We start from the raw sequence: 14,131 nt of genomic DNA, 5'->3' as shown, positions 1-14,131 counted from the left end.
TCCCTTCGTCGAGAGACATATTGGGGGGAGGCCGGCTCGTGATTGACATCACATGACCGATGCCCCAGACTAGCACCACAGCCTGAACCCGAATTCATGTTTGAGTGCTGTTTCTCGGCCCGTCCGACCGGAGGAATTGATCTGTGACATCGCCATCCGTGAGTCCGACCGGCATCACGACCGCCGGCACGTCGCACCACACGCGCGCCCATCGTAAACTGCTCGCCGCCGGGCTCATCGGCAGCTCGATCGAGTGGTACGACTTCTTTCTGTACGGCACCGCCGCGGCGCTGGTGTTCCCGCACGTGTTCTTCCCCGACAGCTCGCCCCTGATGGGAACGCTGTTGTCCTTCAGCACCTTCTGGGCCGGGTTCGTCGCCCGGCCCATCGGCGGACTCGTGGCCGGGCACTTCGGTGACCGCTACGGCCGCAAACCCGTCGTCGTGGTCTGCCTGCTGCTCATGGGCCTGGCGACGTTCCTGATCGGCTGCCTGCCCTCCGCCGCCGCCATCGGCGTTCTCGCCCCGATCCTGCTGGTGACGCTCCGTTTCCTGCAGGGCATCGCCTGTGGCGGGCAGTGGGGTGGAATCGTCCTGCTGCTCACCGAGTCCGCCGATCCCAAACGTCGAGGTTTCGCCGGCACGTTCGGGCAGATGGGTGTGCCCTGCGGCGTCATCCTGGGCAACGTCGCATTCCTCACGGCGACGGCCGCGATGTCGAACGAGGTGTTCCTCGACTGGGGCTGGCGGATCCCGTTCCTCGCCAGTGCCGCGCTGTTCCCCGTCGTCCTCTACATCCAGACCAGGGTGGAGGATACCCCCGAATTCCGGGAACTGCAGGCCGAAGTCGCGGCCAAGCGGCCCGAACAGCAGGTCGTCCAGGCCCCGCTCGCCGAGGCGATCCGCACCCACTGGCGCAAGATCCTGCTGGGCTGCGGTCTGCTCGCCGCGACGAACTCGCTGTTCTACATCAGCATCGCCGGTGTCCTGAGCTACGGTACGACCGAACTCGGTATGAACCGCAATTCGATCCTGGCCATCTCGCTGGCCAGCTCGCTGGTGGGCCTCGGGTTCATCCTGTGGTCGGGGTGGATCTCGGACCGCGTCGGCCGCCGGCCGATGATCATGATCGGGGCCGCGGCACTCGTGCTGTGGGCATTCCCCTACTTCTGGCTCGTCAATACCGCGAACCTCGTTTTGTTCGCGGTTGCCGTCACGGTCGGCTCGATCTTCCAGTCCATGACCTACGGCCCGCTGGCGGCGTACCTGGGCGAGCTCTTCGAGCCGAACGTCCGGCTCTCCGGCGCGTCGCTCGCCTACCAGCTCGCCGCCGTCACCGTCAGCGGTGGCACGCCGTTCATCATGACCGCCCTGATCGCCAACACCGGCACGACGACCCTGGTCTCGGTGTTCGTGGCCCTGATGGGCACCCTCACGCTGTTCTCGGCGTGGATGCTGAAGGAGACGAACCCCGCGGCGGTGCGCCGCGACCCGAAGGCCGTCCCGGGCATCGCCCACGCACGGTAACCGAACGGGTGCTGCCGGCCTCCACGATCGCTCGTGGAGGCCGGCAGCATCTGTGCCGTACTCCGCTCAGGAGACGACGCGGGCGAGCGATTCGGCCACCGCGACCGGCTTCTCCTGCCCCTCCCGCTCGAACGTCTGCAGCGTCCGGATCTGGATGCCGCTACCGGCGGCCTCTGCCCCGAGCACCTGCATGCGCATCCGGATCCGGGAACCGACCGGCAGCGGCGAGACGAAGCGCACCTTGTCGTAGCCGTAGTTGAGCCCGTGGGCGAACCCGTCGAAACTCATGAGCTTGTAGGACAGGCCCGGCCCCAGCGAGAGCACGAGCAGACCGTGCGCGATCGTCGTCCCCAGCGGACTCGTCGCGGCGCGTTCGGGATCGACATGGATCCACTGGTGGTCGTCGGTGACCTCGGCGAAGGCGTTGACGAGCTCCTGGGTCACGGTCACCCAGTCCGTCGGACCGATGTCCCGTCCCACCAGGTCCTGGAGGTCGTCGAGGCCCGTGGGTCGTACGGGCAGGGTGCTGATGTCGTCGGTCATGGATGCTTCCTCTCCGCGCGGCCGGAGCGACTCGCGCCGAATCAAAACTTGAAGTTGAAACCGCGTTCAACTATACAGAGAAGGAGACGTCCGTCACCATCCTGTTCGCGACGCACCTCGACGACGGGCGATCCCCAGCCCTGCCCCTCCCCTTCCGCCAGGAGTGACCATGTCGGTCTACGAAATGTCCGAGCGCACCGTGCAGTACCGCGACACCCTCCTCGCCTTCATGGACGAGCACGTCTACCCCGCCGAGGCGGTGTACGAGGAGCAGATGCGCGCCTCCGGGGACCCGCACTTCCAGCCCCCGATCCTCGAGGAACTCAAGGCCGAGGCCCGCCGGCGCGGCCTGTGGAACCTCTTCCACCCCCACCCCGACTGGGGTCCGGGCCTGACCAACCTCGAGTACGCGCCCCTCGCCGAGATCATGGGCCGCAGCCACATCGCCTCCGAGGCGTGCAATTGCAACGCGCCCGACACGGGCAACATGGAGGTGCTCACCCTCTTCGGGACCGACGAGCACAAGGAGAAGTACCTGCGCCCGCTGCTCGACGGCACGATGGCCTCGGCGTTCGCGATGACCGAACCCGCCGTCGCCAGCTCCGACGCCACCAACATCGAGCTGTCCATGGTCCGGGACGGCGACGAGTACGTCCTCAACGGACGAAAGTGGTTCGCCTCCAACGCGATGCACAAGAACTGCAAGGTACTCATCGTCATGGGCAAGACCGACCCCACGGCGGCCCCGCACCGCCAGCAGTCGATGATGGTGGTACCCATCGACGCTCCCGGAGTGACCGTCGTGCGCAACCTTCCGGTCTTCGGTTACGCCGACCGCGAGGGCCACGCCGAGATCACCTTCGAGAACGTACGGGTGCCGAGCAAGGACGTGCTCGCCGGTGAGGGCGAGGGCTTCGCGATCAGCCAGGCCCGTCTCGGCCCCGGCCGCATCCACCACTGCATGCGCGCCATCGGCATGGCCGAGCGGGCCCTCGAACTGCTGTGCCGGCGCGCATCGAGCCGGGTCACGTTCGGTCAGCCCGTCAGCGAGCGCGCCAACGTCCAGGACTGGATCGCCGAGGCCCGGATCGAGATCGAGATGACCCGGCTGCTCACCCTCAAGGCTGCCCACCTGATGGACACCGTCGGCAACAAGCAGGCCCGGATGGAGATCGCCGCGATCAAGGTCGCCGCCCCGGCGATGGCGCTGAAGATCATCGACCGCGCCATCCAGGTGCACGGCGGCGGAGGCGTCACCGACGACTTCCCGCTCGCGATGATGTACGCGCACATGCGCACCCTGCGCCTGGCCGACGGCCCCGACGAGGTGCACAAGCGTTCCATTGCCGTCGCCGAACTGCGCAAGTACCGCCCCGCTCCCGCCGCCACGCTCAACGGCCACAAGGTGACGGTGGGCTGACGATGACCGGACTCGATCTGACCGGCCGCACCGCGATCGTCACCGGCGCCTCCCGCGGTATCGGGCTGGCCGTCGCCCGAGACCTCGCGGCGGCCGGAGCGAACGTGGTGCTCACCTCCCGCAAGCAGGACGCGGCCGACGCCGCGGCCGCCCAGCTCACCGCGGCCGGAGTACGCGGCACGGCACTGGGCGTCGGCGCCCATGCGGTCGACGAGGACGCAGCCCGGCGATGCGTCGACCTCACCGTCGAGCGGTTCGGTCGCCTGGACATCCTGGTCAACAATGCCGGCACCAACCCCGCGTTCGGTCCGGTGCTCGCCCAGGACCACGCACGCTTCGCCAAGACCTTCGACGTCAACCTGTGGGGTCCGGTGCTGTGGACCTCACTGGCCGTGCAGGCGTGGATGGGCGAGCACGGAGGGGCGGTGGTCAACACCGCCTCCATCGGCGGGATGGCGCCCGAGGCGAACATCGGCCTGTACAACGCCTCGAAGGCGGCACTGATCCACCTCACCCGCCAGCTCGCCCTGGAGCTCGCGCCGCGGGTGCGGGTCAACGCCGTCGCCCCGGGTGTCGTGCGCACCCGTCTCGCCGAAGCCCTCTGGAAGGACCACGAGGACCGGCTCGAGGCGGCACTGCCGCTCGGCAGGATCGGCGAGCCGGCCGACATCGCCTCGGCGGTGGCCTTTCTCGCCTCCGACGCCGCGAGCTGGATCACCGGCGAGACCCTCGTCGTCGACGGCGGCGCGATGCTCGGCACCGCCGCCGCAGCGGAGGCCGGCGTCGCCGTCGCCCCGTGAGCGCACCCCGCACACCGAACTCGATGGAAAGGTAATCCCATGAAGGCCTGGCGAATTCACGAAGTCGGCGAGCCCAAGGAAGCGCTGCAGCTCCTCGACGTCCCCGATCCGGAGGCGGGCGCCGGACGGCTCGTGGTGCGCGTCGCCGCGGCGCCGGCGAACTTCCCCGACGTGCTGCTGTGCCGAGGGCAGTACCAGCTGAAGCCGGAACTGCCCTTCACCCCCGGCGTCGAACTGGCCGGGACGGTCGTCGCGGTCGGCGAGGGCGTCAGCCGCTTCGGTGTCGGCGACCGGATCGTCGGCAATCCCGAGTTCCCCTTCGGGGCATTCGCCGAACTCGCCGTGGTCCCGGAGGAGGACGCCTACCGCGCCCCGGGCTCCCTCGACGACGCCGAGGCGTCGGCGTTGTCGATCGGATACCAGACGTCGTGGTTCGCCCTGCATCGGCGCACTCAGCTGCGGGCCGGGGAGACCCTGCTCGTGCACGCTGCGGCCGGCGGCGTCGGCAGCGCCGCAGTACAGCTCGGCAAGGCCGCCGGCGCCACCGTGATCGGTGTCGTCGGCGGCGCCGAGAAGGCGGACTACTGCCGGGCTCTCGGCGCCGACATCGTCGTCGACCGGCACCGCGAAGACTTCGTCGAGGTCGTCAAGGACGTCACCGCAGGTCGCGGTGCGGACGTGATCTACGACCCCGTCGGCGGCGACTCCTACACCCGCTCCACCAAGTGCATCGCGTTCGAGGGCCGCATCCTGGTGATCGGGTTCGCCGGAGGCACCATTCCGCAACCGGCGCTGAACCACGCACTCATCAAGAACTACTCGATCATCGGCCTGCACTGGGGCCTGTACCGGCAGTACAACCGGGCCGCGATCGAGGCCTGCCACGAGGAACTGTGCCGCCTCGCGGACGACGGCGCCATCCGGCCGCTGATCAGCGAACGGCTCTCCCTCGACGACGTCGCCGACGGTGTGGCCCGTCTCGGGGACGGGCACACCGTGGGCCGGCTCGTCTTCCAGCCGTGACGGGCCGCGTCCGGACGGGCTACTTCGGGATCACCTGCGTCGCGCCGTCGACGTAGGTGATGGTGCCCATCTCGAACTCGCTCTCGAGCCCGTTCGGGATGGGCCGCTCGTCGCTGACCGGGAATCCGAGTTCGCCACCCGCACCGCCCTGGGCCTCCCAGGCGGTGCGGATCTCGCCCCACACCACGTGCGCGTCGGTGTCGGGGCTCCAGGCGATGATGCCACCCTCGAACTCCGCGACGGAGCCGTCGCCGACGTCCTCCTGATCCGCGGTCGGTGCCCCCAGCGGACTGTCGGCACCGCCGATCTCGTTGTACTTCGCCAGGATCGGCCCGCTGATGGTGTACTCGCCGCCGCCCGCACCCGGCAGCGTCGTCGTCTCCTCGACGGAGGCGCCCGGTTCCGTGTTCTCGGTCCCCGTCGTGCCCTCGACCGCAGACTCCGCGGCGGACGTCGCGCGCTCGACTGCCGACTCCGCAGCACTGGTGACACTGGCCACGGCGTCCTCGGCGCCGGTGCCGTCGTCGCTGCTGCAGCCGGCCAGAACCAGTCCCGCGGCAGCGGCGGCCGCGGCCACGGTGGCGGTGCGACGGGCTCTTCTGTTCATGACGTCCTCCTCGGAGATCGGGCACCGGTGTCTCGACGCTAGCGAGTGGCCCCGGGCCCCGGGCGGTTTCCGTCCGGGACCTGCCCACGGCCCCGTGCCGCACCGTTGCGTCCACGCTGGTCGTCGCGGTGGCTCCGGCCCCGGGCTCGGACGTCACGGTTGCACAACGATCGTCGTAGCGGGACCCGCGGCTTCGAGAGTCTTCCGCACGCTGAGCCGGGGGGCTTACCATGCGACGGACGAGAAAGGCCGTGACATGCGCGCACCCCGTCGTCGCCGGATCGGCGCCGCCCTCGCTCTCGTGGCGACCCTGTCGGCCGCCTGCGTCTCGGTCGACACCGCCGATTCCCCGCCGTCCTCGCCGCCGCCCTCGCCGGGCGCCCAGTCCCTCTCTCCCCCGCAGGTCGCCGGCATCGACATCCCGGACGGACAGGTCGACGACGCCGTCGCCCGCCTCGACGAACTCGCCCGGGAGCTGATGGACCGGACCGGCATCCCCGGGATGGCCGTGGCGGTCGTGCACCGCGGTGAGATCGTGTACGCGGAGGGGTTCGGTGTGCGCGAGGCCGGCCGCGACGGCGCGGTGGACGCCGACACGGTCTTCCAGCTGGCGTCGATGTCCAAGCCGCTCGGCGCCACCGTCGTCGCCCACCAGGTCGGCGAAGGCGTGATCGGCTGGGACACTCCGGTGGTCGAACGCCTGCCGGGATTCGCGCTCGCGGACCCGTATGTGACGAGCCGGGTGACCGTCGGCGATCTCTACGCCCATCGTTCCGGACTTCCCGACCACGCCGGCGACGAGCTCGAGGACCTCGGTTTCGACCGCGAGCAGGTGTTCGACCGGTTCCGCCTACTGCCCCTCGGGCCGTTCCGCGATTCGTACGAGTACACCAACTTCGGGCTCACGGCCGCGGCGCAGGCGGTCGCCGACGCGTCCGGCGCCGAGTGGGCGGAACTGTCGCAGCGGGTGCTGTACGAGCCTCTCGGAATGACCTCCACCAGTTCACGATTCGAGGACTTCCAGAACCGGCCCAACCGGGCCGTCGGCCATCAGCTCGTCGACGGCGCGTACGTCGCGCGCGCGGTTCGCGATCCCGACGCGCAGTCCCCGGCCGGCGGAGTGAGCGCCTCGGTCACCGATGTCGCGCGGTGGCTGACGATGCTGCTCGGCGACGGCGAGTACCAGGGCCGGCGCATCGTCGACGCGGACGCCCTGCTCCCGGCGGTGTCCCCGCAGGCCGTGTCGAGCCCACCGGGTACCGTCGACAGCCGGGCGGGGTTCTACGGGTACGGGTTCAACGTGGGCACGAGTCCCGCCGGGCGCGTGACGCTGAGTCACTCCGGGGCGTTCGCGCTGGGCGCCGCGACCGCGTTCACCGCGATCCCGTCGGCGGACGTCGCGATCGTCGCGCTCACCAACGCCGCCCCGATCGGCGTGCCGGAAACCCTCGCCGCCGAGTTCACCGATCTCGTGCAGTTCGGGGAGATCCGGGAGGACTGGATCGACCTGTACGAGCAGCGCTTCGCCACGTTCGACGACCCGAAGGGCTCGCTCGTCGGGCGCACCGCCCCGACGAACCCCACCCCGGCCCGTCCACTCGGGCAGTACACCGGCGACTACACCAGCGAGTACTACGGTCCCGCGCGGATCGACGAACGCGAGGGCACCCTGGTGCTCACCATCGGTCCCGCCCGACAGACCTACCGGCTCGACCACTGGGACGGCGACGTGTTCACCTTCCCGGTCGAGGGCGGGGAGAACGCCCCGGACGGGACGATCTCCACCGCCACCTTCACCCCGGAGAGCGTCACGTTCGAGTACTGGAACGAGAACGGCCTGGGAACCTTCACCCGAACAGGAGCATCATGACCGAATCCGAGATCACCGCGGACGCGAAGTCCGTCGCCGTCGTCCGCGAATTCCTCGACGCGATGGTGGCCGAGGACGTGGAACGAGCCACCGCCCTCCTCGACCCGGACATCGCCTGGCACAACACGTCGCTGCCGACCGTGCGGGGCGTGCCCCGGGTGCGGCGCATCCTCGAGGGCCTGCGCCGGCCGTCGCTGGGCTTCGACGTCGTCGTTCACCACATCGCCGCGACCGGAGACGTGGTGCTCACCGAGCGCACCGACGTCCTGCGCTTCGGCCCGGTGTCCGTCCGCTTCTGGGTGTGCGGCACCTTCGAGCTGCGCGACGGGAAGATCACGGTGTGGGACGACCATTACAACGTCGGCACACTCGTCGGCGCCGCGGGTGCAGGCGTGCTCCGAGCGGTGCTGCGCCGGTCGTAGAATCTCCCCGGCCGCCGAACCGTTCGACGGCGACGACGCAGGGAGCACGACGATGACCGACGCCGACCGGACGCCCGCGTTCGAGGCCGGAGTTCGGGTCCGCAGCGAGGTGATGGGCGCCGACTTCGTCGAGCGAGCCTTCGACCGCGCCCGCGGCACCGACGCCGAGGAGATGCAGGAGTTCGTCACCGAGCACGTGTGGGGCTCGGTGTGGACCCGGCCGGGACTCGACCGTCGCAGCCGCAGCCTGCTCAACCTCGGCATGCTGATCGCGCTGCGCGCGGAGAACGAACTGCGCGGGCACGTGCGCGGCGCCCTGCGGAACGGATTGACCCGCACCGAGATCGTCGAGGCGGTCATCCACGCGGGCGCCTACTGCGGCGCCCCAGCCGGCCTGGCCGCGATGCGCGTCGTCCAGGAAGTCCTCGAGGCCGAGCTCGGTCCGCGCTCCGAGCAGAACTGACCCGCCCGCCGCGGTGGCGGTGTGAATGGCGCTGGTGGTGGTGACCGAATGTCACATCGCGTCGATGTCATCGACGCGATGTGACATTCGGCCCACGACAGCCGGCCCACGACAGCCGGCCTCAGGCGCCGGGGGCGAACTCCTCGAGCATCTCCGTCACCAGCGCCGCGATCGGCGAACGCTCACTGCGGGTCAAGGTGACATGCGCGAAAAGCGGATGTCCCTTGAGCTTCTCGATCACGGCCGCGACGCCGTCGTAACGGCCCACCCTCAGGTTGTCGCGCTGGGCGACGTCGTGGGTGAGCACCACCCGTGAGCCGGCGCCGAGGCGGGAGAGCACGGTGAGCAGCACGTTGCGCTCGAGGGACTGCGCCTCGTCGACGATCACGAACGAGTCGTGCAGCGACCGGCCCCGGATATGGGTCAGCGGAAGCACTTCCAGCATGCCCCGGCTGATGACCTCGTCCATGACCTCCGGGCTGGCGAGACCGTCGAGGGTGTCGAACACGGCCTGCGCCCACGGCCCCATCTTCTCGCTCTCGCTGCCGGGGAGATAGCCCAGCTCCTGCCCTCCGACGGCGTACAGCGGACGGAACACCACGACCTTGCGCTGGGTGCGACGCTCCAGCACGGCCTCGAGGCCCGCGGTCAGTGCCAGTGCCGACTTGCCCGTGCCCGCCTTGCCGCCGAGCGAGACGATGCCGACGGACTCGTCGAGCAGCAGGTCCAGCGCCACCCGTTGTTCCGCGGAACGCCCGTGTAACCCGAACGCCTCCCGGTCTCCGCGCACCAGCTGCACCCGCTTGTCCGGCGTGACCCGGCCCAGGGCGCTGGACGAGCCGCCCAGCAGACGGATCCCGGTGTGGCACGGCAGATCCCTCGCGGTGTCGAGGTCGACGATGCCCTCGGCGAACAGGTCGTCGATCAGCGTCCGGTCCACCTCGAGTTCGGTCATGCCGGTCCAGCCCGACGTCACCACGTCCTGGGCGTGGTACTCGTCGGCGCTCAGCCCGACGGCGCCGGCCTTGACCCGGAGCGGGATGTCCTTGCTGACCAGCACCACGTCGTGCCCGTCGCCGGCGAGGTTCAGCGCGCACGCCAGGATCCGGGAATCGTTGGTGTCCGTGCGGAATCCGGCCGGCAGCACCTGCGGGTCGGTGTGGTTGAGCTCGACGTGCAGGGTGCCTCCCGCGTCCCCGATGGGGATGGGCTGATCGAGCCGCCCGTACTGCAGGCGCAGGTCGTCGAGCAGCCGCAGCGATTCCCTCGCGAACCAACCCAGTTCGTGGTGGTGCCGCTTGCCTTCGAGTTCGCCGATCACGACGAGGGGTAGCACCACTGCGTGCTCGGCGAAGCGGGTCACCGCCCACGGATCGGAGAGCAACACGGAGGTGTCCAGCACGTAGGTGCGTACATCGGGTTTCTTCGCCGGGGTCCTGCCGGAGCGGCGGGCGGGGACGGAGCGTGTTGCAGTCACGTGAGGCTCCTAGGCCTGTGTAGCACCACACAGACTTCGTTCGATGGGCCGGTCGAACCTGGTGTCCACGAAGGACACGAGGGCCGGGTGCCGGCCCCTCGCTCTGTCTGACACAGTCACGATCAGGACCTCCCGCGTAGCCGGCAACTGCGCCGTCTACACCCTCGACGCTAACGCCGACACGCCCCGTTCGCTCGACGAGCGAAGAGGCGTGTCGGTGAAGATTGGGTAAACGTGGCAATTCCGGCACGGGCCGGGGGCCGCCCCTAGACCAGTTTCCAGTCCTCGAGACCCTGGTACAGCGGAGCGGCGGTGGCGAGCGCGCTCACCCGGCCGCGCAGCGTCGCGGCGTCGGACGCACCCGTCAGTGCGGCCGCGATGATGTCGGCGACCTCGGTGAACTGCTCGTCGCCGAAGCCGCGGGTGGCCAGCGCCGGGGTGCCGATACGCAGGCCGGAGGTGACCATCGGGGGACGCGGGTCGAACGGCACCGCGTTGCGGTTGACGGTGATGCCGATCTCGTGCAGCAGGTCCTCGCCCTGCTGGCCGTCGAGCTGCGAATTGCGCAGGTCGACGAGGACGAGGTGCACATCGGTGCCGCCGGTCAGCACGGTGATGCCCTTGTCGGTGACGTCGGACTGCATCAGTCGCTCGGCGAGGATCTTCGCGCCGGAGACGGTACGGCGCTGCCGGTCCTTGAACTCCTCGCTCGCGGCGATCTTCAGCGCGGCGGCCTTCGCGGCGATGACGTGCATGAGCGGGCCGCCCTGCTGGCCCGGGAACACCGCGGAGTTGATCTTCTTCGCCCACTCCTGCTTTGCGAGGATCAGACCCGAGCGCGGGCCACCGAGGGTCTTGTGGACGGTGGTGGACACGACGTCCGCGTACGGCACCGGCGACGGGTGCAGGCCCGCAGCGACGAGACCGGCGAAGTGCGCCATGTCGACCCACAGATAGGCACCGACCTCGTCGGCGATGGAGCGGAACGCGGCGAAGTCCTCGTGCCGCGGGTACGCGGACCATCCGGCGACGATGACCTTCGGCTTCTCGGTCAGCGCGATCGAGCGGACCTCGTCCATGTCGACGCGGTGGTCCTCCTTGCTGACCCCGTAGGAGGCGACGTCGTACAGCTTGCCCGAGAAGTTCAGCTTCATGCCGTGGGTCAGGTGCCCGCCGTGGGCGAGGTCGAGCCCCAGCAGCTTCTCGCCCGGGTTCATCAGCGCCATCAGCACGGCCGCATTGGCCTGCGCGCCGGAGTGGGGCTGGACGTTCGCGAACTCGGCGCCGAACAGCTCCTTGGCGCGGGTGCGGGCGAGGTCCTCGACGATGTCGACGTTCTCGCAGCCGCCGTAGTAGCGGCGTCCCGGGTATCCCTCGGCGTACTTGTTGGTGAGCACGCTGCCCTGCGCCTGGAGCACCGCGCGCGGCACGAAGTTCTCCGACGCGATCATCTCGAGCGTGTCACGCTGGCGCGACAGCTCGCCGGCCATGGCCTGCGCCAGCTCGGGGTCCAGATCTGCGAGCGAGGCGGTGTTGACGTCGGTGCCGGGCACAACGGTCATCGAGGTTTCTCCAAGCTGGGGACGGCGGGAATTCACCTACCAGTCTACGAACCCCACCCCCGGTCCAGGAACCCGGTCCCCTCGGGCGACGACGCAGGTCACGACTGCTCGTCACCGCAGGACACTGGGCACCAGGGGTTCGTCGAGCAGGCGACGGAACCGTTCGACGCGTTCCGTCCCTGCCGGTGCCTGCGCCAGCCAGCCGCCGAGCAGGCGGTACCCCTCGACGTAGGTGCTGATGTAGGCGCGCCACAACGGCGACGACAGGAAGCGGAGCGACTGCCGGGCCCGCTCCGGGCTCGACAGGGACCAGCGCTCCAGGAAGGCGACGACCTCGTCGCCGGTGCGCCCCCGGTCGTGCAGGAGCAGGGCGGCGTCCTGGCGGACGCTCAGCAGCCCGGCCGACGCCTCGTGCAGCTGCTCGGCGAGCTCACCGTCGAAGCGCAGGCCCAGGTCGGCGTAGATGTCCTGGGCCCACTTCCCCCAGCCCGGTCCGACGATCGTCTCGAGCGCGAGGTCCGCCAGCCCCTCGGCCATGAGGCATTGCGGGGTGTTCACGACGAAGAGGGTCTGTTCGTCGTGCCCCCCGGCGACGAGTCCGGCCTCCTTGCGACAGTGTTCGGTGTGGTGGCCGGGATAGGACTCGTGCGCGATCAGCCGAGGCAGGTGCGACATGTGCTGGTCGAGATCGGAGTTGATCGCGACGCGGGAGCGGTAGTGGCCCAGGTAGTAGTTGAACCCCGACCACGGCTTGTCGCCGACCACCTCGTATTCGACGGTCTCGGTCTCGGGTAGCGGGAACACCGCGCGGACCTTGTCGCGCAGGGCGCTCGAGAAGGCGTCCACGCACTCGGCGAGGCGGTCCGCGGGAACGACCTCGGACTTGCGGTGGGCCTGCAGCCGCTCGGCGAGCGGACCGCTGCCGGGCAGCAGCGCGTCGATCCGCCGGTGGGCGTCGCGGTACGCATCCTCGTCGCCCATGTCGATACGCACGTCGAAGTAGGCCTCGACCTCCTCGACGAAGGCGATGTCCTCACCGGCGAACTTGCGGGCCGAGCAGTCGAGGGCGCGCAGGTGCACGTCGAGGAAGCGGGTGCGCTCGCCGGAGAGCCCCGTCGCAGGCAGCTCGGCCCGCAGCCTGCGTGCGATGTGGGACAAGTCACGAGGATCCGGAGCCGGCGCGTTCTCCACACGGCGACGCAGGTCCGGGTCACCGGTGAAGGCGTCGACGAAACCCTCCTCGAGCCGGTCGAACGCCAAGCCGAGCAGGAGGTATTCACGCACCAGCGAGTCCGGGTCCATGCCCTCGCACCCTAGTACCCCGAACCGGTCCACGGCCCGTCGGCGACCCCGGAAACCGGACCCCGCGCAGCGAGCGGATGTGTCAGCGAGCACAATCGGCCGATATGGACATCCTTCGCTGCGAGCCATCCCCGGCGTGTGCCGCCGGGCCCGTCGAGTCGGGAGTGTGCCGGTGGCGCGTCTGAGCGAGCCGAGTCCGTACGTCGAGTTCGACCGCAAGCAGTGGCGGACGCTGCGCAAGTCGACGCCGCTGGTGCTGACCGAGGAAGAACTGCGCGGCCTGCGGGGCCTCGGCGAGCAGATCGATCTGGCGGAGGTGGCGGAGGTGTACCTTCCGCTGGCCCGTCTCATCCATCTGCAGGTCGCCGCACGACAGCGCCTGTTCGCCGCGACCGCAACGTTCCTCGGCGAGAAGCATCCGGACCAGCAGGTGCCGTTCGTGATCGGAGTGGCCGGCTCGGTCGCGGTCGGCAAGTCGACCACGGCGCGCGTGCTGCAGGCACTGCTGGCGCGCTGGGAACACCATCCTCGGGTGGACCTGGTGACCACCGACGGCTTCCTGTACTCGTCCCGGGAGCTGATGCGACGGAACATCATGCATCGCAAGGGGTTTCCGGAGAGTTACGACCGGCGCAAACTGCTCCGGTTCGTCACCGAGGTCAAATCCGGCGCCGCGGAGGTGGCGGCCCCGGTGTACTCGCACATCTCCTACGACATCATCCCGGGCCAATATCACGTGGTGCGGCAACCGGACATCCTCATCATCGAGGGCCTGAACGTCCTGCAGACCGGTCCGAGGCTGATGGTGTCGGACCTGTTCGACTTCTCGATCTACGTCGACGCTCGCCTCGAGGACATCGAGAAATGGTATGTGGAGCGGTTTCTCGCGCTCCGCAAGACGGCGTTCTCCGATCCCGAGGCGCATTTCCACCACTACGCGAACCTGTCGGACCGCGACGCCGTGGGCGCCGCGAAGGAGATCTGGCACTCGATCAACCGGCCGAACCTGGTGGAGAACATCCTGCCGACGCGGCCGCGCGCAACGCTGGTCCTGCGCAAGGACTCCGACCATTCGATCAACCGTCTGCGCCTGCGCAAACTGTAGGCGGCTGCGCC

13 protein-coding genes are annotated in these 14,131 nt (G+C 69.5%); 8 read left to right on the top strand and 5 right to left on the bottom strand.

The window, feature by feature from the left end; translation table 11 throughout:
* Positions 1-158 precede the first annotated feature (158 nt).
* Positions 159-1,526 carry an MFS transporter gene (locus ACM26Y_RS07085; RefSeq protein ID WP_416063628.1) on the top strand — a complete coding sequence of 456 codons (1,368 nt, stop codon included), beginning with the start codon at positions 159-161 and terminating at the stop codon, positions 1,524-1,526.
* A 66-nt stretch (positions 1,527-1,592) separates the two neighbouring features.
* On the opposite strand, the gene ACM26Y_RS07080 is transcribed toward ACM26Y_RS07085, so the two are convergent.
* Positions 1,593-2,069, bottom strand: a complete 477-nt coding sequence (locus tag ACM26Y_RS07080) for a MaoC family dehydratase (protein ID WP_416063021.1) — start codon at positions 2,067-2,069, stop codon at positions 1,593-1,595.
* 169 nt (positions 2,070-2,238) lie between these two features.
* On the opposite strand from ACM26Y_RS07080, the gene ACM26Y_RS07075 reads away from it, so the two are divergent.
* From ACM26Y_RS07075 to ACM26Y_RS07065, 3 genes are read left to right on the top strand one after another with little or no spacing between them, the layout of a single operon-like run.
* Complete coding sequence (locus ACM26Y_RS07075; RefSeq protein WP_289379917.1) at positions 2,239-3,489, top strand: acyl-CoA dehydrogenase family protein; 1,251 nt, start codon at positions 2,239-2,241, stop codon at positions 3,487-3,489.
* Positions 3,490-3,491: 2 nt separating this feature from the next.
* Positions 3,492-4,289: an SDR family oxidoreductase gene (locus ACM26Y_RS07070; RefSeq protein WP_054373439.1), complete on the top strand. Its 798-nt coding sequence runs from the start codon at positions 3,492-3,494 to the stop codon at positions 4,287-4,289.
* 39 nt (positions 4,290-4,328) lie between these two features.
* Positions 4,329-5,312, top strand: coding sequence for an NADPH:quinone oxidoreductase family protein (locus ACM26Y_RS07065; protein WP_054373440.1), 984 nt, complete (start codon positions 4,329-4,331; stop codon positions 5,310-5,312).
* 19 nt (positions 5,313-5,331) lie between these two features.
* On the opposite strand, the gene ACM26Y_RS07060 is transcribed toward ACM26Y_RS07065, so the two are convergent.
* On the bottom strand, positions 5,332-5,919 hold the full coding sequence (locus ACM26Y_RS07060; protein WP_416063020.1) for an LGFP repeat-containing protein: 588 nt from the start codon (positions 5,917-5,919) through the stop codon (positions 5,332-5,334).
* Positions 5,920-6,175: 256 nt separating this feature from the next.
* Between ACM26Y_RS07060 and ACM26Y_RS07055 the strand changes: the two genes are divergently transcribed.
* The 3 genes from ACM26Y_RS07055 to ACM26Y_RS07045 are packed head-to-tail and all read left to right on the top strand — an operon-like array spanning position 6,176 to position 8,674.
* The gene (locus ACM26Y_RS07055; protein ID WP_416063019.1) at positions 6,176-7,789 is read left to right on the top strand and encodes a serine hydrolase; all 1,614 of its coding nucleotides are present in this window, start codon (positions 6,176-6,178) and stop codon (positions 7,787-7,789) included.
* A complete protein-coding gene (locus tag ACM26Y_RS07050; RefSeq protein WP_289379910.1) occupies positions 7,786-8,211 on the top strand; it encodes a limonene-1,2-epoxide hydrolase family protein in 426 nt (141 codons plus the stop codon). Before ACM26Y_RS07055 ends, ACM26Y_RS07050 begins: the two co-directional genes overlap by 4 nt.
* Positions 8,212-8,263: 52 nt before the next feature.
* Positions 8,264-8,674 carry a carboxymuconolactone decarboxylase family protein gene (locus ACM26Y_RS07045; RefSeq protein ID WP_416063018.1) on the top strand — a complete coding sequence of 137 codons (411 nt, stop codon included), beginning with the start codon at positions 8,264-8,266 and terminating at the stop codon, positions 8,672-8,674.
* A gap of 121 nt (positions 8,675-8,795) precedes the next feature.
* Here the strand turns inward: ACM26Y_RS07045 and ACM26Y_RS07040 are convergent, their stop codons facing one another.
* The 3 genes from ACM26Y_RS07040 to ACM26Y_RS07030 form a co-directional block, all read right to left on the bottom strand.
* Positions 8,796-10,151 carry a PhoH family protein gene (locus ACM26Y_RS07040; RefSeq protein WP_193788771.1) on the bottom strand — a complete coding sequence of 452 codons (1,356 nt, stop codon included), beginning with the start codon at positions 10,149-10,151 and terminating at the stop codon, positions 8,796-8,798.
* 266 nt (positions 10,152-10,417) lie between these two features.
* A complete protein-coding gene (gene glyA, locus ACM26Y_RS07035; protein ID WP_416063017.1) occupies positions 10,418-11,713 on the bottom strand; it encodes a serine hydroxymethyltransferase in 1,296 nt (431 codons plus the stop codon).
* A gap of 111 nt (positions 11,714-11,824) precedes the next feature.
* On the bottom strand, positions 11,825-13,015 hold the full coding sequence (locus tag ACM26Y_RS07030) for a DUF885 domain-containing protein (RefSeq protein ID WP_416063016.1): 1,191 nt from the start codon (positions 13,013-13,015) through the stop codon (positions 11,825-11,827).
* Positions 13,016-13,187: 172 nt separating this feature from the next.
* Here ACM26Y_RS07030 and coaA point away from each other — a divergent pair, with 172 nt between their 5' ends.
* The gene (gene coaA / locus ACM26Y_RS07025) at positions 13,188-14,120 is read left to right on the top strand and encodes a type I pantothenate kinase (RefSeq protein WP_003935077.1); all 933 of its coding nucleotides are present in this window, start codon (positions 13,188-13,190) and stop codon (positions 14,118-14,120) included.
* Positions 14,121-14,131: the final 11 nt, after the last annotated feature.

The sequence above is a fragment of the Rhodococcus indonesiensis genome (assembly GCF_047782815.1).
In the GTDB taxonomy this organism is placed as follows: Bacteria; Actinomycetota; Actinomycetes; order Mycobacteriales; family Mycobacteriaceae; genus Rhodococcus; species Rhodococcus indonesiensis.
This window is presented reverse-complemented; position numbering and strand designations above follow the sequence as displayed.

Bases quoted from the DNA above. Each gene is read 5' to 3' on its own strand.
- ACM26Y_RS07080 (WP_416063021.1), bottom strand. From the start codon at position 2,069: ATGACCGACGACATCAGCACCCTGCCCGTACGACCCACGGGCCTCGAC.
- ACM26Y_RS07075 (WP_289379917.1), top strand. From the start codon at position 2,239: ATGTCGGTCTACGAAATGTCCGAGCGCACCGTGCAGTACCGCGACACC.
- ACM26Y_RS07070 (WP_054373439.1), top strand. From the start codon at position 3,492: ATGACCGGACTCGATCTGACCGGCCGCACCGCGATCGTCACCGGCGCC.
- ACM26Y_RS07065 (WP_054373440.1), top strand. From the start codon at position 4,329: ATGAAGGCCTGGCGAATTCACGAAGTCGGCGAGCCCAAGGAAGCGCTG.
- ACM26Y_RS07060 (WP_416063020.1), bottom strand. From the start codon at position 5,919: ATGAACAGAAGAGCCCGTCGCACCGCCACCGTGGCCGCGGCCGCCGCT.
- ACM26Y_RS07055 (WP_416063019.1), top strand. From the start codon at position 6,176: ATGCGCGCACCCCGTCGTCGCCGGATCGGCGCCGCCCTCGCTCTCGTG.
- ACM26Y_RS07050 (WP_289379910.1), top strand. From the start codon at position 7,786: ATGACCGAATCCGAGATCACCGCGGACGCGAAGTCCGTCGCCGTCGTC.
- ACM26Y_RS07045 (WP_416063018.1), top strand. From the start codon at position 8,264: ATGACCGACGCCGACCGGACGCCCGCGTTCGAGGCCGGAGTTCGGGTC.
- glyA (WP_416063017.1), bottom strand. From the start codon at position 11,713: ATGACCGTTGTGCCCGGCACCGACGTCAACACCGCCTCGCTCGCAGAT.
- ACM26Y_RS07030 (WP_416063016.1), bottom strand. From the start codon at position 13,015: ATGGACCCGGACTCGCTGGTGCGTGAATACCTCCTGCTCGGCTTGGCG.